Origin of the sequence: Streptomyces sp. NPDC059895 (genome assembly GCF_042731035.1) — a bacterium.
GTDB lineage: Bacteria > Actinomycetota > Actinomycetes > Streptomycetales > Streptomycetaceae > Streptomyces.
On record NZ_JBHWKO010000012.1, the window covers coordinates 110,008 to 134,597 of the forward strand.

The 24,590-nt window shown below is 73.7% G+C and carries 19 protein-coding genes and 2 pseudogenes; 13 read left to right on the forward strand and 8 right to left on the reverse strand.

Features of this window, described 5'->3' with window-relative positions:
• Nucleotides 1-290: 290 nt before the first annotated feature.
• Together ACFV9M_RS16810 and ACFV9M_RS16815 are read left to right on the forward strand one after the other, a co-directional pair.
• Nucleotides 291-761, forward strand: coding sequence for a sortase (locus ACFV9M_RS16810; protein WP_385063298.1), 471 nt, complete (start codon nucleotides 291-293; stop codon nucleotides 759-761).
• 218 nt (nucleotides 762-979) lie between these two features.
• The gene (locus ACFV9M_RS16815; RefSeq protein WP_385063422.1) at nucleotides 980-1,594 is read left to right on the forward strand and encodes a class F sortase; all 615 of its coding nucleotides are present in this window, start codon (nucleotides 980-982) and stop codon (nucleotides 1,592-1,594) included.
• A 32-nt stretch (nucleotides 1,595-1,626) separates the two neighbouring features.
• Here the strand turns inward: ACFV9M_RS16815 and ACFV9M_RS16820 are convergent, their stop codons facing one another.
• Complete coding sequence (locus ACFV9M_RS16820) at nucleotides 1,627-4,527, reverse strand: SpoIIE family protein phosphatase (RefSeq protein WP_385063299.1); 2,901 nt, start codon at nucleotides 4,525-4,527, stop codon at nucleotides 1,627-1,629.
• Nucleotides 4,528-4,773: 246 nt separating this feature from the next.
• Between ACFV9M_RS16820 and ACFV9M_RS16825 the strand changes: the two genes are divergently transcribed.
• Nucleotides 4,774-5,838 (forward strand): AI-2E family transporter, encoded by a 1,065-nt coding sequence (locus ACFV9M_RS16825; protein ID WP_385063301.1) that lies wholly within the window; start codon nucleotides 4,774-4,776, stop codon nucleotides 5,836-5,838.
• A 366-nt stretch (nucleotides 5,839-6,204) separates the two neighbouring features.
• Nucleotides 6,205-7,593, forward strand: coding sequence for an FAD-binding oxidoreductase (locus tag ACFV9M_RS16830; protein WP_385063303.1), 1,389 nt, complete (start codon nucleotides 6,205-6,207; stop codon nucleotides 7,591-7,593).
• Between the two features lie 94 nt (nucleotides 7,594-7,687).
• Here the strand turns inward: ACFV9M_RS16830 and ACFV9M_RS16835 are convergent, their stop codons facing one another.
• The 4 genes and pseudogenes from ACFV9M_RS16835 to ACFV9M_RS16850 all read right to left on the reverse strand — a co-directional run.
• Entirely contained in the window at nucleotides 7,688-9,160 is a 1,473-nt protein-coding gene (locus tag ACFV9M_RS16835) for a hypothetical protein (RefSeq protein ID WP_385063304.1), read from the reverse strand.
• 339 nt (nucleotides 9,161-9,499) lie between these two features.
• A complete protein-coding gene (locus ACFV9M_RS16840) occupies nucleotides 9,500-9,595 on the reverse strand; it encodes a putative leader peptide (RefSeq protein WP_385063305.1) in 96 nt (31 codons plus the stop codon).
• Nucleotides 9,596-9,787: 192 nt separating this feature from the next.
• Nucleotides 9,788-10,511, reverse strand: a pseudogene (locus ACFV9M_RS16845) (RICIN domain-containing protein); the annotation flags it as partial.
• Between the two features lie 58 nt (nucleotides 10,512-10,569).
• Nucleotides 10,570-11,172, reverse strand: a pseudogene (locus ACFV9M_RS16850) (beta-galactosidase); the annotation flags it as partial.
• 199 nt (nucleotides 11,173-11,371) lie between these two features.
• Here ACFV9M_RS16850 and ACFV9M_RS16855 point away from each other — a divergent pair.
• From ACFV9M_RS16855 to ACFV9M_RS16865, 3 genes are read left to right on the forward strand one after another with little or no spacing between them, the layout of a single operon-like run.
• A complete protein-coding gene (locus ACFV9M_RS16855) occupies nucleotides 11,372-12,175 on the forward strand; it encodes an alpha/beta fold hydrolase (RefSeq protein WP_385063424.1) in 804 nt (267 codons plus the stop codon).
• Entirely contained in the window at nucleotides 12,175-13,509 is a 1,335-nt protein-coding gene (locus ACFV9M_RS16860) for a PP2C family protein-serine/threonine phosphatase (protein ID WP_385063306.1), read from the forward strand. The genes ACFV9M_RS16855 and ACFV9M_RS16860 overlap by 1 nt, the downstream gene beginning before the upstream one ends.
• Entirely contained in the window at nucleotides 13,509-13,838 is a 330-nt protein-coding gene (locus tag ACFV9M_RS16865) for an STAS domain-containing protein (protein ID WP_385063308.1), read from the forward strand. The genes ACFV9M_RS16860 and ACFV9M_RS16865 overlap by 1 nt, the downstream gene beginning before the upstream one ends.
• Before the next feature lie 60 nt (nucleotides 13,839-13,898).
• On the opposite strand, the gene ACFV9M_RS16870 is transcribed toward ACFV9M_RS16865, so the two are convergent.
• Together ACFV9M_RS16870 and ACFV9M_RS16875 are read right to left on the reverse strand one after the other, a co-directional pair.
• Nucleotides 13,899-14,435 (reverse strand): 2'-5' RNA ligase family protein, encoded by a 537-nt coding sequence (locus ACFV9M_RS16870; protein WP_385063309.1) that lies wholly within the window; start codon nucleotides 14,433-14,435, stop codon nucleotides 13,899-13,901.
• A 371-nt stretch (nucleotides 14,436-14,806) separates the two neighbouring features.
• Nucleotides 14,807-14,974: a hypothetical protein gene (locus ACFV9M_RS16875; RefSeq protein ID WP_385063311.1), complete on the reverse strand. Its 168-nt coding sequence runs from the start codon at nucleotides 14,972-14,974 to the stop codon at nucleotides 14,807-14,809.
• A gap of 362 nt (nucleotides 14,975-15,336) precedes the next feature.
• Between ACFV9M_RS16875 and ACFV9M_RS16880 the strand changes: the two genes are divergently transcribed.
• Nucleotides 15,337-16,239: a hypothetical protein gene (locus tag ACFV9M_RS16880; RefSeq protein WP_385063313.1), complete on the forward strand. Its 903-nt coding sequence runs from the start codon at nucleotides 15,337-15,339 to the stop codon at nucleotides 16,237-16,239.
• Between the two features lie 120 nt (nucleotides 16,240-16,359).
• On the forward strand, nucleotides 16,360-18,357 hold the full coding sequence (locus ACFV9M_RS16885; RefSeq protein ID WP_385063314.1) for an NAD-binding lipoprotein: 1,998 nt from the start codon (nucleotides 16,360-16,362) through the stop codon (nucleotides 18,355-18,357).
• Between the two features lie 101 nt (nucleotides 18,358-18,458).
• Here ACFV9M_RS16885 and ACFV9M_RS16890 read toward each other — a convergent pair whose 3' ends face one another.
• Nucleotides 18,459-19,496, reverse strand: coding sequence for a LysR substrate-binding domain-containing protein (locus tag ACFV9M_RS16890; RefSeq protein ID WP_385063316.1), 1,038 nt, complete (start codon nucleotides 19,494-19,496; stop codon nucleotides 18,459-18,461).
• 98 nt (nucleotides 19,497-19,594) lie between these two features.
• On the opposite strand from ACFV9M_RS16890, the gene mdlC reads away from it, so the two are divergent.
• The 4 genes from mdlC to ACFV9M_RS16910 all read left to right on the forward strand — a co-directional run bounded on the left by mdlC (nucleotide 19,595) and on the right by ACFV9M_RS16910 (nucleotide 24,539).
• Nucleotides 19,595-21,175: a benzoylformate decarboxylase gene (gene mdlC / locus ACFV9M_RS16895; RefSeq protein WP_385063318.1), complete on the forward strand. Its 1,581-nt coding sequence runs from the start codon at nucleotides 19,595-19,597 to the stop codon at nucleotides 21,173-21,175.
• A gap of 81 nt (nucleotides 21,176-21,256) precedes the next feature.
• The gene (locus ACFV9M_RS16900; protein ID WP_385063319.1) at nucleotides 21,257-22,711 is read left to right on the forward strand and encodes a benzaldehyde dehydrogenase; all 1,455 of its coding nucleotides are present in this window, start codon (nucleotides 21,257-21,259) and stop codon (nucleotides 22,709-22,711) included.
• Between the two features lie 255 nt (nucleotides 22,712-22,966).
• Nucleotides 22,967-24,223, forward strand: coding sequence for an MFS transporter (locus ACFV9M_RS16905; RefSeq protein WP_385063321.1), 1,257 nt, complete (start codon nucleotides 22,967-22,969; stop codon nucleotides 24,221-24,223).
• A 115-nt stretch (nucleotides 24,224-24,338) separates the two neighbouring features.
• Nucleotides 24,339-24,539: a hypothetical protein gene (locus ACFV9M_RS16910; RefSeq protein WP_385063323.1), complete on the forward strand. Its 201-nt coding sequence runs from the start codon at nucleotides 24,339-24,341 to the stop codon at nucleotides 24,537-24,539.
• Nucleotides 24,540-24,590 lie beyond the last annotated feature (51 nt).

Sequence of the window (24,590 nt, forward strand, 5' to 3'; positions counted from 1 at the left end):
CCGCCTCGACAGGCCGCCCCGAATTGACATGACACTGCCAAGCTAGCTGGTTACGCTGTTCGCCGACCTCCGAGGATTCCTCGACGGCCGCGGATTTCGCGGCAGTGACCTGCGCCGATGCTCGATTTGCAGCAACCGTTACGCCTGCCCGGGTGACTCGTGCGCCGATGCGCCATGTTGCGGTGGTGACGGGGGGTCGATTGCCTCATAAGTGGCGTAGAACAGGGGCGTCGCGCAGACCGGCTGGACGCCGCGTTATGGGAGGAATCTTGAGAAGCGCACATGTTGGCGTGGGTATCGGCCTGGTGCTCGGTGCCCTGGCCCTGCAGGCTCCGGCCGCCGCCGCCACCGACGACTCGGGTCTCGACATCCGCCCCCGGGCGGGCTCCGCCGGCTCCACGGTCACCGTCAGCACCAACGCCTGCGGCGACGACGTGACGTACGGCAAGGGCGAGTCTGAGGTGGCGGGACCGTTCCACCTCTACGGGGAGGAGGGCAAGGGGGTGCTGACCGGCGAGTTCACGGTGCCGGAAGAGGCCTCGCCCGGCACCGACACCGTGACCGTGAAGTGCCCGCCGCGGACCAGGATCACGGACACCTACGAGCTCACGGAGCGACGGCCCCGCGGCGCCGTCGAGGCCGGTTTCGGCGACTCCGCGGACACCGGCCCGCAGCTCGCCCTGGGCGGGGCGCTGGTCGCCGCGGCCGCGGCCGGGTGGCTGGTGCGGGTACGGCACCGCTCGAACGGAAGCCGCACCTGACCGCCCGCGTTCCAGCGCGCCGGCCCCCGGTACCGTCTTCGCCCCGGGGGCCGCGTCGCCCTACCCCGAACCCGCCCCCTCCGCCGTCCTCCCCGCCCCCGCCTCGGGCACACGACGCCGAAGCAGTGCCACCGGCGCGGGACACCGGCGCGTCCGCGCCGTCCTCGACGTCGGCGACGCCGTCGCCGTCGACGTCGTTCGTCCCGTCGGTCAAGGTCCTGACCTGGACCCTGGTGGCGGGCGCCGTGCTGGTGACCAGCGCGTTGCGCGACGAGCAGCCGCCGCAGCCGTCCGTGGGCCAGGCGTTCTCCGCCACGGCGGCCCCCACGCCCGGCGGCACGGCGCGGGCAGCGCACTCCGGCGTCCGGCCGCTGCCCCCCGCGCGACCGCTCCGGCTCCGGATCCCCGCCATCGGCGTGGACGCCCCCCTGACGAAGCTGGGCCTCGACGCATCGGGGGCACTGCGGCCCCCGCCCGCCGACGACCCCGGCCTCGCCGGCTGGTACGGCGGGGGCACAGCGCCCGGCTCCGCCGGCACGGCGGTCACCACGGGCCACGTGGACCTGCCCACCGGCAGGCCCGGCGTCTTCTACGGCCTCGGCGCGCTCACCAAGGGCAACACGATCGAGATCCCCCGGGCGGACCGGCGCACGGCCGTGTTCACCGTCGACGCGGTGGAGGTCTACGCCAAGGAGAGCTTCCCGGACGAGAAGGTGTACGGCGGTTCCGGCCGGCCCGAACTACGGGTGATCACCTGCGGTGGCGGTTACGTCGAGCGCGCCGGGTACCAGGGCAACGTCGTGGTCTACGCGACCCTCACCGCCGTACGGTAGGGCTCGCGCACGGCCGGTGGGGCCCGCCCCGGTCACATGGTGTCGTCGCCCCACTGGTCGAGCAGGACGTCGGTCAGGTCGTCGCCGGGTTCCGCGGCGCCCTCGTCGTACAGTGCCTGCTCGGTCCAGATCACCTTGCCGTGCGCGGTGTAGCGGGTGCCCCAGCGCTGTGCGAACCGGGCCACGAGGAACAGTCCACGGCCCCCCTCGTCGGTGGCGGCAGCCCGCCGCAGGTGCGGTGAGGTGCTGCTGCCGTCGGACACCTCGCAGATCAGGGACCGGTCGTACAGCAGGCGGACGGTGATGGGCGGGGAGCCGTAGCGGACGGCGTTGGTGGCCAGTTCGGAGAGGATCAGCTCGGTGGCGAAGCCGAGGTGTTCCAGACCCCAGGCCGCCAGCCGCCGTCCGCAGGCGGCGCGCACCGGCGCCACCGCCGCGGGGTCGGACGGGATCTCCCAGCGGGCGATCCTGTCCGGTTCCAGCAGGCGGGTCCGGGCCACCAGCAGGGCGACGTCGTCCCGGGGGGCGGTGGGCAGCAGGGCGTCGAAGACGGCCCGGCAGGTCTCCTCCGGGTCCCGCCCCGGGTGACCGGCCAGCGCGTCCCGCAGGAGACCGAGGCCCACGTCGATGTCGCGGCCGCGTTCCTCGACGAGCCCGTCGGTGTACAGCACCAGCCGGCTTCCCTCGGCCAGTCGCAGCTCGGCCGCGTCGAAAGGTTCCGTGCCCCCCACGCCCAAGGGCGGGGAGACGGGCACGGGGAGGAAGTCCACGGTGCCGTCGGGGTGGACCAGGGCCGGTCCCGGATGTCCGGCCCGCGCCATGGTGGCCAGGCCGGAGGCGGGATCGTAGATGACGTACAGGCAGGTGGCTCCGGTGACGGCCCGGCCGTCGTCGCCGCCGCCGTCCCCGTCGCCCCTGTCACCCGTGTCGCCGCCGGCGGTGCCGCCGTAGCCGTCGGCCTCGTCCGCGTCGATCCGGGTGACGAGCTCGTCCAGGTGGGCCAGGAGCTCGCCGGGGGCCAGGTCGAGGGAGGAGAAGTTGTGCACGGCGGTCCGCAGCCGGCCCATGGTGGCCGCGGCGTGCAGACCGTGGCCGACGACGTCCCCGACCACCAGGGCCACGCGCGCTCCGGGCAGCGGGATGATGTCGAACCAGTCGCCGCCCACCTCGCCGGACTCGGCGGGCAGATAGCGGTGGGCGACGTCCAGGGCACTGGGCGCGGACAGGGACCGGGGCAGCAGGCTGCGCTGCAACGTCACGGCCATGGTGTGCTCGCGGGTGTAGCGGCGGGCGTTGTCGATGGCCACCGCGGCCCGCGTGGCCATCTCCTCGGCCAGGGCCAGGTCGTCGTTCTCGAACGGCTCGGGCTTCGACGAGCGCCAGAAGCCGGCCACGCCCAGGACCACGCCGCGGGCCCGCAACGGGACCGTGATGAGCGAGTGGATCCCGTGGTCGACGATGCGCCGGGCACGTTCGGGATCCTGGACCCGGAACCCGGGGACGTACCCCGGGACGAATCCGGGAACGGCGCGCAGGTCCGGATCGATCACGGCGCGCACGGCGGCCAGGCCGCCCGCCCGCGAGTCCGGCGGCACGAAGGTGACGCTCTGGCCCACCCGGACGAACGGAGCGTCCCCGCGGATCCCGGCGGCGGCGACACGGCGCAGCACCTCCTCCCGTCCGGTCGGCTCGTCGCCGCGCAGCACCGGCTCGGCGAGGTCGACGGTGACGTAGTCGGTGAACCGCGGCACCGCCACCTCGGCCAGTTCCTCGGCCGTCCGGGTCACGTCCAGGGTGGTGCCGATGCGGATACTCGCGTCGTAGAGCACCTTCAGGCGCTCCCGGGCCGCCTCCGCCCGGTCGGACAGCACTCTCAGCTCGGTCCAGTCCCGCAGGGTCGCCACGCTGCCCGACGGCCCCCCGTAGCGGGCCAGGGGCCGCTGGTTCACCGCCAGCACCCGGCCACCGGCCAGATGCACCTCGTCGGTGGCCTCGCGCCCCGAGGCCAGCAGCTCGGCGGTCTGCGGCGCGAGCCCCAGCTCGTCCATCCGCCGGCCCTGCGCGTCCGCGTCCAGTTCGAGCAGCCGCTGTGCCTCCTCGTTGGCCAGCAGCAGACGGCGGTCGGCGTCGACGATGACGACGCCCTCGCGCGCGGCGTGCAGGACCGCGTCGTGGTGCTCGTACATGCGGGTGATCTCGGCCGGGCCGAGGCCATGGGTCTGGCGCAGCAGGCGTCTGGCGACCAGTACCGCGCCGATCGTGCTGACGGCCACGGCGGCGGCCGTGACGCCCAGCAGGACCGGCAGCTGCCGCATGGCCTCGGCGTTGACGGTCGCCACCGTGATACCCACGGCGACCCCGCCGATCACCGTGCCGTCGCTGTCCTGGATGGGCTGGAACGTACGGACCGCGGTGCCGTCGGCGCTGTCGTTGCGCCCCGTGACCGCACGCCCGGTCCGCAGCGCCTCGTGGTCGTCGCGGTAGGGGATGCGCGTACCGATGTTCTCCGGATCGGGCGACGTGTAGGTGATTCCGTCCCTGCTCACGACGACGACGAAGTCGAGGCCTGCGGCTTTCCTGATCGCTTCGGCCCGTGGTTGCAGCTCCGCCGTCGGGTCCGGGGATTCCAGGGCCGCCACGACGCTCGGGGTCCGGGCGATCGTCTCGGCGACGGCGAAGGAACGATCGGTCGCGGCGCGGATGGCCTGGCGGTGGACCGTCAGCACCAGCAGGACGACGGCCACGGCGGCCAGCAGCAGCACCATCGCCATCTGGAGCACGAACATCTGGCCGACGACGCTGCGCACGCTCAGCAGCGGGCTCAGACCGCGCCGACCGCGCCGCTGACCGCGCGGGGCGCGCGCGGCAGGTGGGGGCTCGTGCGCATCCGGAACACCGGTCGAAGCCCGCAGCCACCGAGGCAATCGCACCATACATACCTTTTACCCCTCACGGTGACGTGTCTCGCCGTGCCGCGCTCGAAGAATCGGCATCCCGCGCCCGGCCTCGGAGCACCGGCGACGGCGGTGAGGGTTCCCCGGGCGGTCATGGTGTCCGGTCGTGCCTTCGGGCGAATCCCGGGCGTACCGCGGGAGGTGGCGGGCGGCGGGTGGTACGAGCATGGGGATGTCCGGACACCGTCCCCCCGCCTCGTTCCGGCCGCGTCGCCGCTCGGCCGCATGAGCGGCGCGGAGACGCGGGTGCCGGGCCTGCTGCGGATCGCCGCCGCGTACGCCTGGCGGATCCTCGCCGTCGGTGTGGTCGTCCAGGCCGCCTTCTCCGTGCTGGGGCAGTTCCACCGCATCGCCGTCGCCGTCTTCCTCGGTCTGGTCGTCACGGCTGTGCTCCTGCCCGTGGCCGATCTCCTCGCCCGTGTCGTGCCCCGGCCGCTCGCGGTCGCCGTCGCGCTCATCGGGGGCATCGTTCTCGTGCTCGGGGTGCTGGCCCTGGTGGGCGAGACCGTCGCGGGGCAGCGGGCGGGACTGGAGCGGGAGTTCGTGTCCGGGATCGACCGGATCGAGCGCCGGCTGGAGGGCCCGCCGTTCCGGCTCGGCCCGGGAGCCCTCGACGACCTGCAGTCCCGGGTCGGCAAGCTGCTGTCGAGCCACCGCTCCACCGTCATCAGTACGGCGCTCAGCGGCGCGAGCCGGCTCGTCGAGGTCCTGACCGTGCTGGCCCTCGCCCTGTTCTGCTCGGTCTTCTTCACGCACTCCGGCGACCGGCAGTGGCGGTGGTTCTGCCATGAGCTTCCCGCGGCGGCACGGAGTCGGGTCAGGGTGGCGGGCGGGGCTGCCTGGCGGACCTTCACCGGCTACACGCACGGCATCCTGCTGGTGGCCGCGACCAACGCGGTCCTGGTGGGCATCGCCCTGTCCCTCCTGGGCGTGCCGCTCGCCGTGCCGCTGGCGCTCCTGGAGTTCTTCGCCGCCTTCGTCCCGTTGATCGGCTCGCCGATCGCCCTCGCGGTCGCCGCCGTCGTCGCGCTGGCGTCGAAGGGAGCGCTCACCGCCGCGTCGGTCGTGGTCCTGATCGTCGTCATCGGACAGGTCGAGGGGCATCTCCTGCACCCGATCGTGATGAGCTGGGCCGTCCGGCTGCACCCGGTGGTGGTCGCCCTGTCGGTCGTCGGCGGGGCGGTCGCGGCGGGGGTCGTCGGCGCGGTGGTGGCCGTACCGCTGGTGGCCGTCGTGTGGTCCGTGCGCCAGGCGCTGTCGCGCCGGACGGGCGAAGCGGAAGCCCTCTGAACGGTACGGTCCTGCGGGCGGACGGCCCGGGCTGGGCGCCGGACCTGGGCTGTGCGCTGGACCGGGCTGTGCGCCGGCCGGGGCCGGGTGGAGGCGGCAGGAATTGCACGGCGCGGTGGTCCGCGGGACGCTGGACAGGTCGGCCTTGCGGCGTTCGACGGCACGGCGCCGGCGACAACTCGCACTGCCGGGCGCCCTGGTGAGGGGACCGGCGGGAGACCGGGCCACCGGTGATCCGGGCAACCCACGGTCCCGGCGACCGACTGTCCGGGCGACCGACGATCCGGGCGACCGACGATCGAAGCGGCCCCGCGCAGAAGGCCGGTACCGGGGGCGAGACATCCGTGCCTCCTCGAGGAGATCGTCATGGACAGTGCCGTCTTGGACGCGATGCAGACCTCGTTGCGGGGACCGGTCGTGGGCCCGCAGAGCCCCGGGTACGGCCCGGCACGCCAGGTCTACAACGCGATGATCGACAAACGTCCGGCCGCTTTCGTCCGGTGCGCGGACGCGGCGGACGTCAGGGAGGCGGTCGGCTTCATCCGCGACAACGGCCTCGAACTCGCCGTCCGGGGCGGCGGGCACAGCGGTCCCGGTCTCTGCCTCGTGGACGGCGGTGTCACCGTCGACCTCACGCCGATGCGCTGGGTACGCGTCGATCCCGACGCGAGGACCGCCCAGGTGGGCGGCGGCAGCCGGCTGAGCGACCTCGACCACGCCACGCACGGTTTCGGACTCGCGACCCCCACGGGCATCGTGTCCATGACGGGCGTCGGCGGCCTGACCCTGGGCGGCGGGCACGGCTACCTCACCCGCAAGTACGGCCTGACGATCGACAACCTGCTCGCGGCGGACGTCGTGCTGGCCGACGGCAGCTTCGTCACCGCGAGCGAGACCGAGCACCCGGACCTGTTCTGGGCCCTGCGCGGCGGCGGCGGGAACTTCGGCGTCGTGACCTCCTTCACCTACCGCCTGCACCCGGTGGACACCGTCGGGGTCGGGATCACCGTGTGGCCGGTCGACCGCACCCGCGAGGTGCTGAGCTGGTACCGCGACTTCCTGCCGCAGGCCTCCGAGGACGTCTACGGCTTCTTCGCGCTGCTCTCCGTTCCGCCCGGCCCGCCGTTCCCCGAGGAACTCCACGGCCAGAAGGTGTGCGGTGTCGTGTGGTGTCACACCGGTGACCCGGACCGCACCGAGGACGTGCTGCGGGTCGTGGGCGATCCGGCGCCGCCCGCCTTCCACTTCACGGCGCCGATGCCCTACGACGCGCTGCAGAGCATGTTCGACGAGCTGATCCCCACCGGGTACCAGTGGTACTGGCGCGGGGACTTGTTCGACCGCGTACCGGACGCCGCCGTGGACGTGCACCTGAAGTACGGCGAAGCCCTCCCCACTCCCCTGTCGCTGATGCACCTGTACCCGGTCGACGCGGCCGCCCACCGGGTGGGCGCGGAGGACACCGCGTGGAGTTACCGGGACGCGGTCTGGTCCGGCGTGTTCGCCGGGGTCGACCCCGATCCGGCGAACGCCGGGACCATCAGGGAATGGTGCGTCGACTACTGGGAGGAGATGCACCCCCACTCCATGGGCGGCACCTACGTGAACTTCATGGGGCAGGACGAGCAGCAGGGACGGGTCCGCGCCACCTACCGCGACCACTACGACCGGCTCGCGCAGGTCAAGCGGACGTACGACCCGCACAACCTGTTCCACGCCAACCAGAACATCAAGCCCGCCGCCCCGCGGCCCTGACCACCGGACCGCGCGCGGCCGGTGGTGCGGGGCGGGCGCGCACCGCACACGCCGGCGGCCGGCCCGCGCCGAGGCGGGCCGACGCGCCCGGGGTTCACCCGGCGGTGATCCGCAGGACGCCGGTCACCGTGCCCTGGAGGTAGGAGCCGTCCGGGGCGACGGTGCCGGCCATCTGGAGCGTGTCGTACAGGGAACCGACACCGACGCGTACGGAGCGGGTGACGAGGCCGGTCTCGGGGTCGATCTGGGCGTAGCGGTAGGGATCCAGCAGGCTCGTCCCCTTCGTGCCGGGGATCAGCGGGTCCCGCAGCACGGTGTGCAGCGTGCCGTCGGCCGTGGACAGCTTCGGTACGGCGGCCGACCGCAGGGTGTTGTCCCAGACCTGGGTGCAGCCGGTCCCGTCGGCGCGTATGTCCACCCGGGTCAGGCCTCCGGCGAAGTCCGCCGAGGACGGTACGGCGTCGCCGGCCCCTTCGGGCACCGCCGGGTACGGATAGCCGTAGGTGCCGGCGACGAAGACGCTGCGGCCCGCTCCGATCGGCGAGTTCTCGCTTCCGGGGCCGCCCGCGGCCTGGAGGACCGGCACCGAGCAGACCTCCGCGCCGGTGGCGGTGCGGTAGACCTTGAGGTGGACGGTGGTGTCGGCGTTGTCCACGATGGCGACGTACTCGGTGCCCGTCTTCGGTCCGAGGAACGTGGGCGTCGAGCCGCTGCCCCAGCTCAGCAGCCCGGGCTTGCGGGCCTGGCCGCGGTCGTACGCCTGGCGCCACAGGATCTCGGGCGTGCCGTCGGCTCCCGCCGACAGCAGGTAGGTGGCGTGCGTCGTGGTGACGGCGGTGCCCTCGGGGGCGGTGGAGATGCTGTTGGCGACCCGTTCGCCCGCGGGCAGGGTCAGGGAGCGGACCGTGCCCGTGCGGTCGTCCGCCACGCCGACCACGCCGCCGCCGGTGGCGAACCAGACGCGGCCCTGCCAGTCCGGTGACAGGCCGGTCACCGCGTCGCCCTCGGGGATGACGGAGGCCAGGGAGAGACTCCGGTCGACCGACAGCTCCCAGTCACCGTCGGTGTTCCGGTGGTGGGCCACGCGCAGCAGGCTGCGGCTGCCGTCCGCGACGACGAGCCGGTCCTCGTTGTCGAGGTAGGCGTAGACGCCGCCCAGCAGCGATCCCTTGGTGAGCTGGAGCGAGGTGAGGGAGGATCCGTCGTCGGGGTCGAGCAGATGCACCGTGGGGACCTGGCCGAAGATCGGGGTGCACAGAATGACCGGGTAGCCGTCCGCGCCGACCAGCACGGTGGGGCAGGCGGAGGCGAGGGCCACCCGGTTCGACGCCAGGGTTCCGGCGCCGGGACCGGGCAGCGGAGTGGTGTCCGAGGAGCCGGTGTCCCCGTGCATCGTGGCCGTGCCGTCCGGACCGGCGTACGGGTTGTGCGGGGGAACCGGGGTGTACACACCGCCCGTGGACGCGGCGCCGGCCGGTGCGGTGGCGGCCACGGCCAGGAACGCGGAGATCAGCCCGGTGATCAGTGGTCTGCGGAGCGTGCGGCGGTGGGCGGGGGAAAGAGACATGACGCGGACGGAGTCCTTCCGTTGCGGGGAGGGAGGGCCCTTGAGGGAGCGCCGTCGGAGACGGCAGGGCAGGGCAGGACAGGGCAGAGCAGGGCAGGGCAGGGCACGGCCATGCAGGTCGTGCAGGTCATGCAGGTCATGCACGGCCATGCAGGTCGTGCAGGTTCATCGGGTGACGGCAGAGCGATGCGATGCCCGCGCCTGGTGAGGAAGCGCGTCGAGGGTCAGGAGAGAGAGGCGTCGGCCGGACCGTTCGACGGCGCGGGAAAGCGCGGGGGATCCGCCGCGGAGATACGGCGGTTCAGCCGGTTCAGGCGCCGGGAACGGCGGCCCGCCGGGTCAGCCCTGCGAACGACGACAGAGGGCGCCGGACGTCCGCGCGAGATCGACGTGACGTCGTCGCGTGAGAATCCGAGGCCTGTCCATCATGTGCATGATCGAACCAGCTCGGTGACCACGCGGTCAAGGAGCGACGGGGTCGAGGAGTGAGGAGTCCGCGGAAACGGTCCCGCGGGGAGTACCGGCGGCAGCCCCGCGCGGAGCGGCCGGAACCGCGTGTGCGGCGTGGGCCGGGGCGGTCGGCCCCGGCCCGCGCCGGTCACTGACGGTCGACGCGGGAACCCGTGGTCACCCGGTCACCGTCCACTTCTGGTTGGCCGCTCCCGTGCAGGTCCAGATCTGCAGGCGGGTGCCGTTGGCGGAGCTGTTGCCCGTGGCGTCCAGGCACTTGTCCGCCTGCGGGTTGACGATGTCGCGGGCCGCGGGGACGGCCCACTGCTGGGCCGCGCTGCCGCTGCAGTCCCACAGCTGGACGGGGGTTCCGTCCGCCGCCGATGCCGCCGGAGCCCGAGTAGCCGGGGCCGTGCAGGGTCCCGTGGACGGTGGACGGCTCGAAGCCCACGTTCTCCATGACGTCGATCTCGCCCGAGGCGGGCCAGCCGACCTGGCCGATGTCGTTGCCCAGCATCCAGAACGCGGGCCACATGCCCTGCCCGCGCGGGATCTTCATCCGCGCCTCGACCCGGCCGTACGTCGTGGTGAACCTGCCGGCCGTGTTCAGCCGGGCGGAGGTGTACTCGCACCGGCCGTACCAGCACTGGTGGTTGCCCGGGTTCTCCCGGCGGGCGGTGATGACCAGATGGCCCTGGCCGTCCAGTGCGGCGTTGGCGGTGCCGGCCGTGCGGTACTGCCGTTCATGGTTGTTGACGTTGTCGCCGGTCTCGACCTGCCATCTGGCACCGTCCACGCCCGAGCCGGCGGGCCCGTCGAACTCGTCGGAGAAGGTGACGGCGGCCGTCCGGGCCTGTGCGGCGGCCCGCGCGGGGGGTTCCGCCGCGGAGGGGGGCGCGCCCTGGGCCGGGGTACGTACCTGGCAGCCGTCCCGGGCGCGATCGCCTCCCCGGCCCGTGTCACGTCAGCCGCACGGTGCCACCCCCCGCCCGCTCCGTCTCCAGCACCCACACCTCGTTGCGGCCCCGGCGCAGTACGGGCCCGGGAACGTACAGGGAGTGCTGCGGGCCCTCGGACCAGTAGCGTCCCAGGCAGAAGCCGTTGACCCAGACGAACCCGCGTCCCCAGCCGGGCAGTTCCAGGGACGCGTCACCGGGGCCTGGGACGTCGACGGCACCCCGGTACAGGCCGGGTTCCACGCCCTCCGGTGTCCGGGACGGCAGGGCGGCGACGGCCTCGGCGTCGTCGAAGGCGTCCAGCCGCAGGCCGCGGGCGTGTACGCCGTGCAGGTACTGCCGCTCGTGGAGGACGCCGCCGGTCAGCCCCTTGGGCTCGCCCAGGCGGGGTCCGTAGTTGACGCGGCCGAGCGACTCCACCCACACCTCGACGTCGGCGGGGCCGGCGACGGGGGTGCCCGGCTCCGTGCGGACGCCGTCGACGTACAGCCGCACCAGGTCCCGGGCCCCGGGGAGGGTGAGGGGCAGCGCCGGACGGGGGCCGGGGACGCGCAGCCGGTAGCGCACGAGTCCGCGGTCGACGTCCAGTTGCTCGAAGGTGGCCGGCGGGCGGGTCAAGGCCGACCGGCGGATGTGGTTCAACGCCGCCCTCACCCTGCTGCTCATGGCGCTGCTCATCCTGGAGGTCGCCGACCTCCTGGTCCTCTTCATGGTGGCCCCCGCTCAGGTGAGCTGCCGGGGCACCGGCGCGAGGGCGGGGTGAGCGCCGTACGGGTGATCCGTCGCGGATGGGAGGATGGCCGATATGGATATGCGGCGCAGGAACAATGTCACGGTGACCGGCCGTCCGGACGGGCCGACGGTCGTCCTGGCCCACGGCTTCGGGTGCGACCAGAACATGTGGCGTCTGATCGTCCCCGCCCTGGCCGACCGCTACCGGCTGGTGCTCTTCGACTACGTCGGCTCCGGTGGTTCGGACCTGTCCGCCTGGAGCACCGAGCGCTACTCGTCCCTGGACGGCTACGCCCAGGACGTGGTGGAGGTCTGCGACGAGCTGGGGGTCGAGCGGGCGGTGTTCGTGGGGCACTCGGTCAGCGCCATGGCCGGCGTACTGGCGGCGCAGGCGGCGCCCCGGCGGATCGGTGCGTTGGTGATGGTGGCTCCCTCCCCGTGCTACATCGACGACGACGGCTACCGCGGCGGCTTCACCGCGGACGACATCGACGAGTTGCTGGCGTCACTGGAGTCGAACTACCTCGGCTGGTCGTCCGCTATGGCCCCGGTCATCATGGGCAATCCGGAGCGGCCCGAGCTGGGCCAGGAGCTGACCAACAGCTTCTGCGCGACCGACCCCGACATCGCCCGGGTCTTCGCCCGCACCACGTTCCTGTCCGACAGCCGCGAGGACCTCAAGGACGTACGGGTGCCGACGCTGGTGCTGGAGTGCCTCCACGACGTGATCGCTCCCCGCGAGGTCGGCGCGTTCGTGCACGCCGCGATCCCCTCCTCCCGCCTGGTCACCCTCGACGCCACCGGCCACTGCCCCCAGCTGAGCGCGCCGGAGGCCACCGCGGAAGCGATCCTGGACTTCCTGGAGTCGCTGAAGTGATGTGCCGCACGGACTCGAACCCCGATCCGTCCGGGACCGGGGACAGGGCCGGCACCGACGCGGTGTTCACCGCGCTGCTGGAGGACAGTGCCGAGGAACTGTACGAGTCGGCTCCCTGCGGATACCTGTCCACCCTGATGGACGGCACCATCGCCAAGATCAACGCGACGCTGCTGGGCTGGCTCGGCATGGAGCGCGCGGCCGTGGTGGGCCGGCTGCGCTTCGCCGACCTGCTCACCGTCGGCGGCAAGCTGTACCACGAGACGCACTTCGCGCCGCTGCTGCGGATGCGCGGCGAGATCAGCGGCATCGCCCTGGAGATGAGGAGCAGCGACGGACGCAGGCTGCCGGTGCTGATCTCCTCCACCGTCAAGCACGGCGTCGAGGGCGAGCCGCTGCTCATCCGCACCACCGTCTTCGACGCGTCCGACCGGCGTACGTACGAGGAGGAGCTCCTGCGTCGCAAGCAGGAGGCCGAGCAGGCGCGGGCCGAGGCGGAGGAGGCGCGGGCCGAGGCGGAGGAGGCGCGCCGGCAGGCCGAGGCCGACCGGGCCAGGCTGGCCGACGCCCTGGCCGTGCTGCAGCAGTCGCTGCTGCCCACGTCGCTGCCGGCGGTACCCGGGCTGGAGACGGCCGTCTACTACCACACCGCCTCCGTCGACCGGCTGGGCGGCGACTTCTACGACCTGTTCCCCATCGACGGCACCCGCTGGGGGTTCTTCCTCGGGGACGTGTGCGGCAAGGGGCCCCAGGCGGCGGCGCTGACCTCCCTGACCCGCTACACCCTGCGTGCCGCCGCGCTCCACGACCCCGAGCCGGCCACCGCGCTGGCCACCCTGAACGCCGTCCTGCACGAGCGGTACACCGCCGGCGGCGATCCCCGCTACTGCACCGCCGTCTTCGGCATCGTCCACACCGGCTCCGGCCACCCCGTCGTCCGCCTCGCGTCCGGCGGACATCCCCCGGCCCTGGTGCTGCGGGCCGACGGGAGCGCCGAGTACCTGCCCACGCCCGGCGGCATGCTCGTCGGCGTCCTGCCCGACGCCCCGTTCACCACCGCCGAGACCACCCTCGCGCCGGGCGACACCCTCCTGCTCTACACCGACGGCCTCACCGAGGCGCGCACCGGCCCTTCGCGTGACAGTCTGTACGGCGAGGACGCGTTGCACGCCTTCGCCACCGCCCACGCCCCCTCCACCGCCCACGAAACGATCACCGCACTGACGGGGCTGCTGGACGGCTTCGGCGACGGACTCGACGACGACACCGCCCTGCTGGCCCTCGGCGTACCCGCCGCTCGTCCGCACCCCCGCCCGGCAACGAAGACCGGCTGATGAGCCCCCTGAGTATCACCGACCGAAACGCCGCCACCGGACCCGTCGTGCACATCGCCGGCGACCTCGACTACACCCACGCCCCCGCACTGCGGCAGCGCGTCGAACGCCTCACCCTGCATCCGGGGCAACACCTGGTCGTCGACCTGACCGAGCTGGAGTTCTGCGACTCCAGCGGCATCACCGCGCTCCTCGCCGCCCGCCAGCACGCCCTGGCCGCCGGAGCCGACCTCGTCCTGGCCGCCGTCCCCTCCAACACCCTGCGCATCCTGGCCATCGTGGGGCTCGACCGGGTCTTCACCATCCGTCCCGACACCCCCACTGCCTGAACGATTCAGCAGCCTGTTCAGCAGCCTGCGGGCGGCGGACTGGTGGGCGGTGGGCGTCCGTCAGGGTTCGGCGCCGCCCCCGAGGTGTTCGACGGTGCGGGTCACGGAGTCGTAGCTGCGGGCGTGGGTGAGCGTGCCGTCCCAGGGGGCGGACAGAGCGGCCGGCAGGAGATGGTCGGGCCACCACGCCGAGGCCCGGGACGACCGGCCCAGGGTCAGGTGCGGGACCCAGCGTCCCGGGGCGTGCAGGGGGTTGAGGCGGCCGGTGGCGTGGGCGCCGAGCACGTCCCACACCTGCCGGTGCAGCCGCGTGAGTCCCGCGTCCGGGTCGACCCGCCAGGCCAGGACCCGGGTGCGCCCGGGGAAACGCAGCAGCCCGTCGAGCCGGAGCGGGGCGGGCAGGCCGTCGAGGGTCGCCGCCAGCGCCGCCCTGGCGGGGTGATCGAGGTCGTCGCAGGTCGCCAGGGTCAGATGCGGCCGGTTGGTCGGGTGCGGGTGATCGGCGAGGCTGGGCAGTCCGGCGGCGGCGATCCCGCGCCACATCTCCCGGACGCGCAGCTCGGTGGTGGCGTCGGGCAGCAGTTCCACGGTGCGCACGGCGTCAGCCTACGCGGCAGGGGTCGGGGGGCGACGGCGGCGGAGCGCGGGGCCGGCCCCGCCCGCCCCCGGCGGCGTACGGTCTGTGCCCCGCGGGGCCGGCCCGCCCCCGGCGGCATACGGTCTGCGCCCCGCGGGGCCGTGCGCGCCCCGGCGCCGGCCGCACCGGGCCGGCCCGCGTGGCGGCGGAAGCGGCCCGACGGCCGGGACCGTCGCAGTGGTACCCGGCCGTCGGACTCAGGAGAAGGCCTGCCGTGCGCGGTGGGCAGGAGCGACCGTGCCGCCCGGTGCTACGGCCGTACCGCGCACTTCCCCACCACGCGCCCGTCGGTGACGCCCGTCGGACGGGACCGTCGGCAGGTGTCAGGTGTTCAGCGGTTGGTCCACAGGTTCCACAACCAGAACGCCCCCTGGGCGCACTGGTAGCGGTCCCAGTGGCCGCGCTCGATGCCCTGCTGGCCGGCCGTCTGGCAGCCGGCCGGGGTGAAATACTTGCCGCGGTGGGACGACGAGGCCGTCGTCCTCGAGAACACCGACACCGGGCACTGCCTCGACGACAGCAACGAAGGCCTGCGCGCGGCGCCCTGCAACGGGAGCCGCCACCAGAAGTGGGCCTGAACGGCGCCGCGATCGACTCCGGTGACATCGGTCCCCGCACACACGCCTACGAACTGATGCGCGGCGAAACGCTCCTTCCCGTGGTGACGCGGCGCGCCGGGGCGAGTCCGGGCTGCCGTTCGGGAGAACATCCGCCCCGCTCATCCGTAGTATCGGTACGACACGGCGTGCAGCAGCAACTGCCGCGAGCCGCGGCACCTGTGGAAAGGGTGCGCGACGGATTCCGCACGGGGCACGGGGTTCCGACCCGTCGTCCGTGGGCCCATGAAGGAGTGTGAGGATCATGTCCGACGTCACGACCGCATCGAACGGGGTGACTTCCCAGTACGCCGCCCAGGTGGCCGGGGACCTGGAGCGCAACCTCAAGGAGCAGGAACGCGTCGCCGGTGAGATCACCGTGCTCCAGGGCCAGTTGGCGGCGCTGGAACAGGACCGTTCCGTGCTGCTCAACGTCCAGCAGGCTCTCGGCGTCGAGCCCGCCGTGACACCGGCTGAGGCAACCGCGGTGGAACCGGCGGCGGTCGCGCCGGAACCGGTCGCCGGGGTACCCGCGCCCCGCGGGAGGAAGCAGGCCGCGGCGGGCGCCGCCCAGCGGAAGAAGACCGGGAAGTCCGCCCCGCCGGCCCGCAAGCAGAACGGCGCGAAGAAGGCGTCCCGCACAACTGAGGCCCGGACCACGGCGGCCCGCACGACCGCGGCCCGGACCACCGCGGCCCGGACCACCGCGGCCCCTACGACGGCAGCCCGGACGACCGAGACCCCTGCGAGCAAGGCCCGTACGGCAGCCGGGACGACCGAGACCCCTGCGAGCAAGGCCCGTACGGCGGCCGCCGAGCCGGCCAAGCCTTCGCTGGTCTCCCTGGTCCGCGAGCACCTGGCCGACCAGGGTGAGCCCCGCTCCGCGGCCGAGATCGCCCAGTGGCTGGACAAGCGGTACCCCGAGCGCGGCATCAAGACGACCGTGGTGCGCAGCACCCTCGAAGGGCTGGTCGCCAAGAACCTGGCCCACCGCAGCAAGCAGGGGACTTCCGTCTTCTACACCTCCCCCGACGCGCCCGAACCGGCCGCCGGACACAAGCAGGAGCCGGAGCGGGGACAGGGCTCGGAGCAGGGACAGGAACAGGGGCCGGAGCAGGGCCAGGGCCAGGGACAGGAGCAGGAGCAGGAGCAGGGGCAGTCCGGCTGAGGGTCCGGTCCCGACCGTGGCGGCCCGAAAGGATGAATGACCCGGTGCCACGGCGTGTCGCGGGCCCGGGATCAGCACGCTTCGACCCGTGAACCGTGAGACGGGTGTCGGGAGGCGTGTGTGACAGGACGGCAGCGGCCGAGTTCGTTACGGGACCGATCCCGTTACCTGTTCGACAGGACACTGGCGCGCAGTACGGGCACACTGCTCGGCTGGCTGGCCGTGTGCTGTCTGTCGGTCGTCGTCCCCCTCAGCACCCTGCTGGTGTGGACCGACCCCGACGCGCCCCCGTCGCTGTCCGGCCGGCTCACGGCCGTGTGGCGCACCAGCGCGGAGACCCTCCGCCTGGGCGGGGTGACCGGCGCGCCGCTGCGCATGCTGCTCTCCGCGGTGCTCGGGCTGATCGCCCTGCTGTGTGTGTCGACGCTGGTGGGCGTGGTCACCACGGGGCTCGGCGACCGGCTGGCCGAGCTGCGGCGGGGGCGCTCCACGGTGCTGGAGCGGGAGCACGCCGTCGTCCTCGGCTGGTCGGACCAGGTGTTCACGGTGGTCGGTGAGCTGATGGCCGCGCGCGCCGACCGGGGGCGGGGCGTGGTCGCCGTGCTCGCCGACCGGGACACGGCCGAGATGGAGGCGGCGCTCGCCGCCGCGCTGGGTGTCGCCGGCAGCGCCCGCCTGGTCTGCCGCACCGGTGCGCTGACGGACCCCGAGGCCCTCGGGCTGGTCACCCCGGCCGCGGCGGGGTCGGTGCTGGTGCTGCCGTCGGAGCGCGCCGACGCCGATGTGGAGGTCGTACGCGTCCTGCTGGCGCTGCGGGCGCTGCACGGCGGCGCGGAGGACGGGCCGCCGGTGGTGGCCGCCGTGCGGGACGAACGCTATCTGCCGGCCGCGCGGCTGGCCGCCGGTCCGCGGGGCACGGTGCTGGAGACCGAGCTGACCACGGCTCGGATGCTGGTGCAGTCGGCCCGGCGGCCCGGGCTGTCGGCGGCGCTGCGTGACCTCCTGGACTTCGACGGGGCCGAGTTCCACCTGGTCGACGCCCCGGAGCCGGCCGGACTGTCCATGGCGGAGGTCGCGCTGCGCTTCGAGGCGGCCTGTGTCGTGGGACTGCTGCGGGCCGACGGCCGCCCCCTGCTCGGCCCGCCGCCGGACACCGTCCTCGGCAGCGGGGAGCGGCTGGTCGTCGTCGCCCACGACGACACGGCCGAGGTGCCCACCGACTGCCGTGAGCACGTCGACCCGGCGGCCGTGGCGTCGCCGGGACCGCGCCCCGACGGGCCCTCGCGCACCCTGATGCTCGGCTGGAACCGGCGCGCGCCGCTGGTCGTCGAGATCCTGCGCCGGACCGCCCGGCCCGGATCGGTCCTCGAGGTGGTCGGCGCGGCGGACGCCGGGCCCGTACCGGCGCCGCCCGCCGGTCCCGCGGACACCGGGCCGCTCACGGTCACGCACCACCCCGGCGACCCGGTCAGTCCCGAAACCCTGCGCGCCCTCGACGTGTTCGGCTACGACAGTGTCCTCGTGCCGGCGCCGGACGCGGGCACGGGCCCCGAACGGCCCGACGACCGTACCCTGCTGACCCTGCTGGTCCTGCGGTCGTTGGAGGAGGAGGCGGGCCGGGCGCTGCCGGTCGTGGCGGAACTGAGCGACCCCCGCAGCCGGGCGCTGGCCCCGCTCGGGCCGGCGTCCGACGCGATCGTCCGGGGCGAGCTCACCGCACTGCTGATGACCCAGATCTCCCACAACCCGGCGCTCACGGCGGTGTTCGAGGCGCTGTTCGCCGGCCGGGACGGCGGGCTCGCCCTGCGCCCGGCCGGACACTACGTGCCGCCGGGCCGTGAGACGTCGTTCGCGACCGTCGTCGCCGCCGCCCTCGAACGCGGCGAGTACGCGATCGGCTACCGCGCCCACCGCCCGCACACCGCACACCGTGACGACGACCTGCGGCTGTGCCCCGGCAAGTCCGAACGGCGCGCGTGGGGCGCCGAGGACGAGGTCCTCGTCCTGACGCCGGCCGCCGGTGGTCCCGGCGTCACGGGCGCCCGGCACGACGGACTGCCCGCGATGCGGCAGAACCGCGAAGGGGACGACTCACCGACCGGTGTGCCGACGGGGTGACCGCGGTGCGCGGCGGGGTGACCGCGGTGCGCGGTAGGTGACCGTAGTACGCGTTGAAGGTGACCGTGGTACGCGGCGGGTGACCCTGGTGCGCGGCGGGTTCAGTCCCGTGGCACCGCCGGCCCGGCCCCCTCCCCTTCGCCGGCCTCGTCGGTGTCCCGGCCGGGAGCCGCCGGTTCGGGTCCGGGCAGGTGGACCGCGCCGTCGGGGGCGCTGGCGGGCGGCAGTTGGGACGGGCTCACGAGTTCGCCCAGCACCTCGGCCATGAAGCGGACCAGCCACCGCTGCGAGGAACTGCGCGAGGACTCGTGCCGGGCGTAGAGGGCCACCTCGATCGGCTCGGTCTCGAAGGGCAGCCGGACCAGGCGCACGCGGTGGGAGGCGGTGAAGACCTCCGCCACGTACTCCGGGACGATCGCGATCAGGTCGGTCTGCTCCAGCACGTAGGGCAGCGTCGAGAAGCGGGTGGCGTCGACGACGACGCGGTCGAGCAGCCCGTGCGAGGCCAGCACCGCGCGTGGCAGGACGTGTCCGCTGGGACCGTAGACGGTCGCGTGCCGTTCCGCCGCGAGTTGTTCCGCCGTGACCGAGCGGCCCCGGATCCGGGGGTGGTCGGAGGCGACCAGGGCGACGTAACGCTCCTGGAAGAGCGGGATGCGCACCGTCCGGTGCGAGGTCAGCACCGGGGTGGCCACGAACGCGTCCAGTTCGCCGCGCCGCAGCTGGCTCTCGGCCTCGTCGACGTCGAACGGGCGGACCGCGAACGACACCCGGGGCGCGCGCTCGCGGGCCTCGGCCAGCAGCCGCGGCAGCAGGGTCGTCTCGCCGAGGTCCGAGAGGGCGAGCGTGAACCGCCCCGACATGGTCATGGGATCGAAGTCGTCGGCCTGGCGGATCGTCGCGTCGATGTCGCCCAGGGCGCGCTGCAACGGCTCGTAGAGCCGGCGGGCGCCCGCGGTCGGGGTCAGTCCGCGCCCGGTACGCCGGAACAGCTCGTCGCCGAAGTGCCGGCGCAGCTTGGCCAGGCTGTAGCTGACGGTGGGCTGGGTGACGTGGAGGGTGTCGGCGGTGGCCGTGACGCTGCCCGTCTCGTACAGCAGGACGAAGACGCGGGCCAGGTTGAGGTCGAAGTTCCTCATATCGACGGAGTCTATATCGCGGGTTCACAACATCTATTGGCGCCCCTCTCGCGGCGCTGCCTAGCGTGTCCCGGGTCACTCGCGGAAAGGAAGGTCCGTTGCCCTCCGTACGTCATGTCTCCCACGCGTTCCTGCAGCGTCAGGGCCTCACCACCGTGTTCGGCAACCCCGGCTCCAACGAGCTGCCCTTTCTCGCCGAGCTCCCCGACGCCTTCCGGTACGTCCTCGGTCTGCACGAGGGCGCAGTGGTCGGCATGGCGGACGGTTACGCCCAGGCCACCGGCCGCCCGGTGCTGGTCAACCTGCACGCCGCCTCCGGCTCCGGCAACGCGATGGGCACGCTGACGAACGCCGTGGTCTCCCGGACGCCGCTGGTGATCGTGGCCGGTCAGCAGGTGCGGTCGGCCATCGGCCCGGAGTCCCACCTGTCCATCGTCGACGCGCCCGCGCTGATGAAGCCGCTCGTCGGCTGGGCCGCGGAGCCGGCGTGTGCCCAGGACGTGCCGCGCGCGCTCGCGCAGGCCGTCTTCGAGGCACGCCTCCAGCGGCGGCCCACGTTCCTGTCCGTGCCGTACGACGACTGGGCCGCCGACGCCGGCGACAACAGCCTGGCCGTGCTGGAGAGGCAGGTGCGGCGGTGCTCCGCGCCCGGCGGGGACGAGGCCGACGCGCTCGTCGAGCAGGTCCGCGCCGCCCGCCGGCCCGCGCTCGTCCTGGGCGGCGACATCGACTCGGCCGGGCTGTTCGACGACGCCGTGAGCCTGGCCGAGCGGCTGGAATGCCCGGTGTGGGCGGCGCCCTCGCTGTTCCGCCTGCCCTTCCCCAACCGGCATCCGCAGTTCCGGGGGGTGCTGCCGGCGGGGATCGCGCCGGTGGCGAAGGCGTTCGAGGGGCACGACCTCGTCCTCGTCCTCGGGGCGCCGGTGTTCCGCTACCACGAGTACCTGCCCGGCCGGTACCTGCCCGAGGGCACCCGGCTGATCCAGGTGACCGACGACGCCTCCGCCGTGGCGCGGGCGCCGATGGGCGAGGCGCTGGTCGCCGACCCCGGCGCCGTCATCGAGCTGCTGGTGAAGGCCCTGGACGCGCCCGCCGCGCCGCCGGCGGCGTACCGGCCGGTGCCCGAGCCGCCCGGCGCCGAGGGTCCGCTGCTCCACCCCGAGCAGGTCTTCGCCGCGCTGCGCGACGAACTGCCCGAGGACACCGCCTACGTCGTCGAGTCCACCTCCACGAACGCCGCGTGGTGGCGGCAGATGGACCTGCGCCGGCCCGGCTCCTACTATTTCCCGGCGGCCGGCGGGCTCGGCTTCGGCCTGCCCGGCGCGGTCGGCGTCGCCCTGGCCCGGCCCGACCGGCCGGTCGTGGGCGTCATCGGGGACGGCTCGGCCAACTACGGCATCACCGCCCTGTGGACGGCCGCGCAGCACCGGGTGCCCGTGACGATCGTGCTGCTGCGCAACGGGACGTACGGCGCGCTGCGCTGGTTCGGCGATCTGCTCGGGGTGCCGGACGCGCCCGGCATGGACATCCCGGGGATGGACTTCACGCGCATAGCGGAGGGCTACGGAGTCAGCGCCCGGCACGCCGGTGACGTGGAGGAACTGCGCGCCGTACTGGCCGAGCGGCCGGACGGTCCGCGGCTGGTGCAGGTCGACACGGCTCTCACCACCCCCTCCTGACCGACCTCCCGACCGACCTCCGGAACCACCTCCGGACCGGCCTGCGGGCCGACCTTCCGGAACATGAGGAAAGGCACACCGATGACACTCCTGGACAGCGCCGTCTGGGGCAAGAGGTTCTTCAGCGACGGCTGGCAGGACGCCGCCCACACGCATCCGGTCGTCGAGCCGGCGACCGGGGACCAGCTCGCCACCGTGGGCCTGGCCACGGCCGAGGACGCGGGCCGCGCCGCCGCCCGCGCCGCCGAGGCCCAGCGGGACTGGGCGGCGACGTCCCCGCAGCGGCGGGCCGCCGTGCTGCGCCGCGCGGGCGAGCTGTTCACGCGGTACGCCGCCGAGGTCGGGGAATGGCTGGTGCGGGAAGCCGGCTCGGTGCGGTCCAAGGCGGAGTTCGAGGTGGGGCTCGCGGTGGGTGAGTGCTTCGAGTGCGCCGCCCTGCCCACGCACCCGCAGGGCGAGGTGCTCACCTCGGAGCAGGCCCGCTGGTCCTTCGCCCGCCGCCGCCCGGCCGGCGTCGTCAGCGTGATCGCGCCGTTCAACTTCCCCCTCATCCTCGGCCTGCGCTCGGTGGCGCCGGCGCTCGCGCTCGGCAACGCCGTGCTGCTGAAGCCCGATCCGCGCACCGCGGTGAGCGGCGGTGTCGTCATCGCGCGGATCTTCGAGGAGGCCGGGCTGCCGCCGGGCGTCCTGCACCTGCTGCCCGGCGACGGCGCGGTCGGCCGGGCCGTCGTCGAGGCGCCCGAGGTGCGGGTCGTGTCGTTCACCGGCTCGACCCCCGTCGGGCGGGCCATCGGCGAGCAGGCCGGCCGGCTGCTGAAGCGGGCCCACCTGGAGCTGGGCGGCAACAACGCCCTCGTGGTGCTGCCCGGCGCGGACGTCGCCAGGGCGGCCTCCGCGGGCGCGTTCGGCTCCTATCTGCACCAGGGGCAGATCTGCATGACGACCGGCCGCCACATCGTGCACGAGTCGCTGCTGGAGGAGTACACCGCGGCGCTCGCCGCGAAGGCCGGGGCGCTGCCGGTGGGCGACCCCGCCCGTGAGGACGTGGCGCTCGGCCCGATCATCGACCGGCGCCAGCTGGAGCGGGTGCACGGCATCGTCACCGACAGCGTCGCGGCGGGCGCGACCCTCGTCGCGGGCGGCGAGATCGTCGGCAACGGGTACCGGGCCACCGTCCTGAGCGGGCTCACCACCGACATGCCCGCGTGGCGTGAGGAGATCTTCGGTCCCGTGGCGCCCGTCATCGGCTTCTCGACGGTGGAGGAGGCCGCGCGGATCGTCGACGACTGCGAGTACGGTCTGTCCGTGGGTATCCTCGGCGACGTCGGTACAGCGATGAAGCTCGCCGACCTGATCGACTCGGGCAAGATCCACATCAACGAGCAGACCGTGGGCGACGAGCCCAACGCGCCGTTCGGCGGAGTCAAGGCGTCCGGGACCGGATCCCGGTTCGGCGGCGCCGCCGCCAACGTCGAGGCCTTCACCGAGACCCAGTGGGTGACGGTCCGCCCGGACATCGCCGACTACCCGTTCTGAACCCGCTCAGCTCCCGCGCGGGCCGTGGTGTTCACGGCCCGCCGGAACCGGCTCCCCCGTGAGCCGTCACCCCTGCGGCCCGCCGGCGCTCGCTTCCCCGCGAGCGGTCACCACGGCGGTCCGCCGCAGCTCGCTCCCCCGCGAGCCGTCACCCCGGCGGTACGCCGGGTTCCGCCGTCCTTCCGGCCGCGGAACCCGCGCGTCCGTCAGCCGCACACCCCGTCCTCCGCAGCCGCCCTTGGGGGGAATGCCGTCATGGCCTCCACCACCTCGTCCGCCACCTCCGTCCAGACCGGCAGAGCCGGCCGCAACGCCTGGACGGTGATCCTGTGCTGGATCACCGTCCTGCTCGAGGGCTACGACCTCGTCGTCCTCGGCGCCATCATCCCGACGCTGCTCAAGACCCACCACCTCGGCATGACCGCCGGTGACGCGACGACCATCGCGACACTGTCGCTCGTGGGCGTCGCCGTCGGAGCGGTCCTGGTGGGCCCGCTCGCCGACCGGCTGGGCCGGCGTCTGCTGCTCATCGGCTCGGTGGTCGTGTTCTCGCTGTTCACGATCCTGGTGCCGCTGGCCGACTCCGTCGCGATGTTCGCCCTGCTGCGTCTCGTCGCCGGCCTCGGCCTGGGCGCCTGTATGCCGGTGTCCCTCACGATGATGGCCGAGCACATGCCGGCCGCCCGACGGGCCCGGGCCAGCACGCTCACCATGACCGGCTACCACACCGGTGCGGTCATCACCTCGCTGCTGGCCCTGCAGGTGACCGACAACTGGCAGATCCTCTTCTACATCCTGGGCGTGGTGGGCTTCGTCGTCGCCGCCATCCAGTGGTTCCGCCTGCCGGAGTCGGAGGCGTTCGTGCAGGCCAAGCAGGTGACCGGCGACCGGCGTGTGCCGTTCACGGAGCTGCTGAAGCCCGCCTACCTCCGTGCGGGCATCGGCATCTGGGTCGCCTCCTTCATGGGGCTGCTGCTGGTCTACGGCCTCAACACCTGGCTGCCCAAGCTCATGAACGACGCCGGCTACCCCGTGCCCACGGCCGTCACCCAGCTCCTCGTGCTCAACCTCGGCGGTGTCGTCGGTCTGGTCATCGGCGGGTTCGTCGCCGACCGGCGCGGCATCAAGGGCACCACCCTCGCCTGGTTCGGGGCGGCGGTGCTGATGCTGGCGTGCCTGAGCGTCAAGATGGACAGCGACCTGCTGCTCAACACCGTCGTCTTCTTCACCGGCGTGTTCGTCTTCTCGGCCCAGGTCCTCGTCTACGCCTACGTCACGCACTACTACCCGGCCTCCATCCGCGGCACCGCCCTCGGCTCGGCGTCCGGCATCGGCCGGATGGGCTCGATCATCGGCCCGTCGATCACCGGCGCCCTGGTCACCGCCGGCATCGGCCACCCCTGGGGCTTCTACTTCTTCGCCGCGGTCGCGGTCCTCGGTCTGCTGGCGGTGCTGACGCTGCCGCGCCCGGCGGAAGGCACCGTGGCCGGCGCCTCGACGACCGGCGGCTGAGCCGCCCGCCCCCACCCGGAGGCGCCCGGACCCCTTCCGAAGGGGGCCGGGCGCCTCCGGCCTTGCCGCCCCCACCGTCCACGGCACCGGCGATCACGGGTTCCTGGCCGCGCTCGTGGCCACCGCCCGCGCCCAGGGCGTCTCCGCCCACGTCGGCGACGGCACCAACCGCTGGGCGGCCGTCCACCGCACCGACGCCGGACGCGTCGTCCGGCCCGCCCTCGACCGGCAGGCCCCGGCCGGCACCGTCCTGCACGCCGCCGCCGAGACCGGCCCCCTTCCGCGACACGCCTTCCTGTGCACCCACCCTGGGTGATCAGAACCGCGCAAAAATCGGTCATTACCGGGCGGTTCCGTCGCGATGCGT

Excerpts from the sequence above, each read along its gene's own strand:
- ACFV9M_RS16820 (WP_385063299.1), bottom strand. The coding sequence starts at position 4,527 with ATGGTGCGATTGCCTCGGTGGCTGCGGGCTTCGACCGGTGTTCCGGAT.
- ACFV9M_RS16825 (WP_385063301.1), top strand. The coding sequence starts at position 4,774 with ATGAGCGGCGCGGAGACGCGGGTGCCGGGCCTGCTGCGGATCGCCGCC.
- ACFV9M_RS16830 (WP_385063303.1), top strand. The coding sequence starts at position 6,205 with ATGGACAGTGCCGTCTTGGACGCGATGCAGACCTCGTTGCGGGGACCG.
- ACFV9M_RS16835 (WP_385063304.1), bottom strand. The coding sequence starts at position 9,160 with ATGTCTCTTTCCCCCGCCCACCGCCGCACGCTCCGCAGACCACTGATC.
- ACFV9M_RS16840 (WP_385063305.1), bottom strand. The coding sequence starts at position 9,595 with ATGCACATGATGGACAGGCCTCGGATTCTCACGCGACGACGTCACGTC.
- ACFV9M_RS16855 (WP_385063424.1), top strand. The coding sequence starts at position 11,372 with ATGGATATGCGGCGCAGGAACAATGTCACGGTGACCGGCCGTCCGGAC.
- ACFV9M_RS16860 (WP_385063306.1), top strand. The coding sequence starts at position 12,175 with ATGTGCCGCACGGACTCGAACCCCGATCCGTCCGGGACCGGGGACAGG.
- ACFV9M_RS16865 (WP_385063308.1), top strand. The coding sequence starts at position 13,509 with ATGAGCCCCCTGAGTATCACCGACCGAAACGCCGCCACCGGACCCGTC.
- ACFV9M_RS16880 (WP_385063313.1), top strand. The coding sequence starts at position 15,337 with ATGTCCGACGTCACGACCGCATCGAACGGGGTGACTTCCCAGTACGCC.
- ACFV9M_RS16890 (WP_385063316.1), bottom strand. The coding sequence starts at position 19,496 with ATGAGGAACTTCGACCTCAACCTGGCCCGCGTCTTCGTCCTGCTGTAC.
- ACFV9M_RS16900 (WP_385063319.1), top strand. The coding sequence starts at position 21,257 with ATGACACTCCTGGACAGCGCCGTCTGGGGCAAGAGGTTCTTCAGCGAC.
- ACFV9M_RS16905 (WP_385063321.1), top strand. The coding sequence starts at position 22,967 with ATGGCCTCCACCACCTCGTCCGCCACCTCCGTCCAGACCGGCAGAGCC.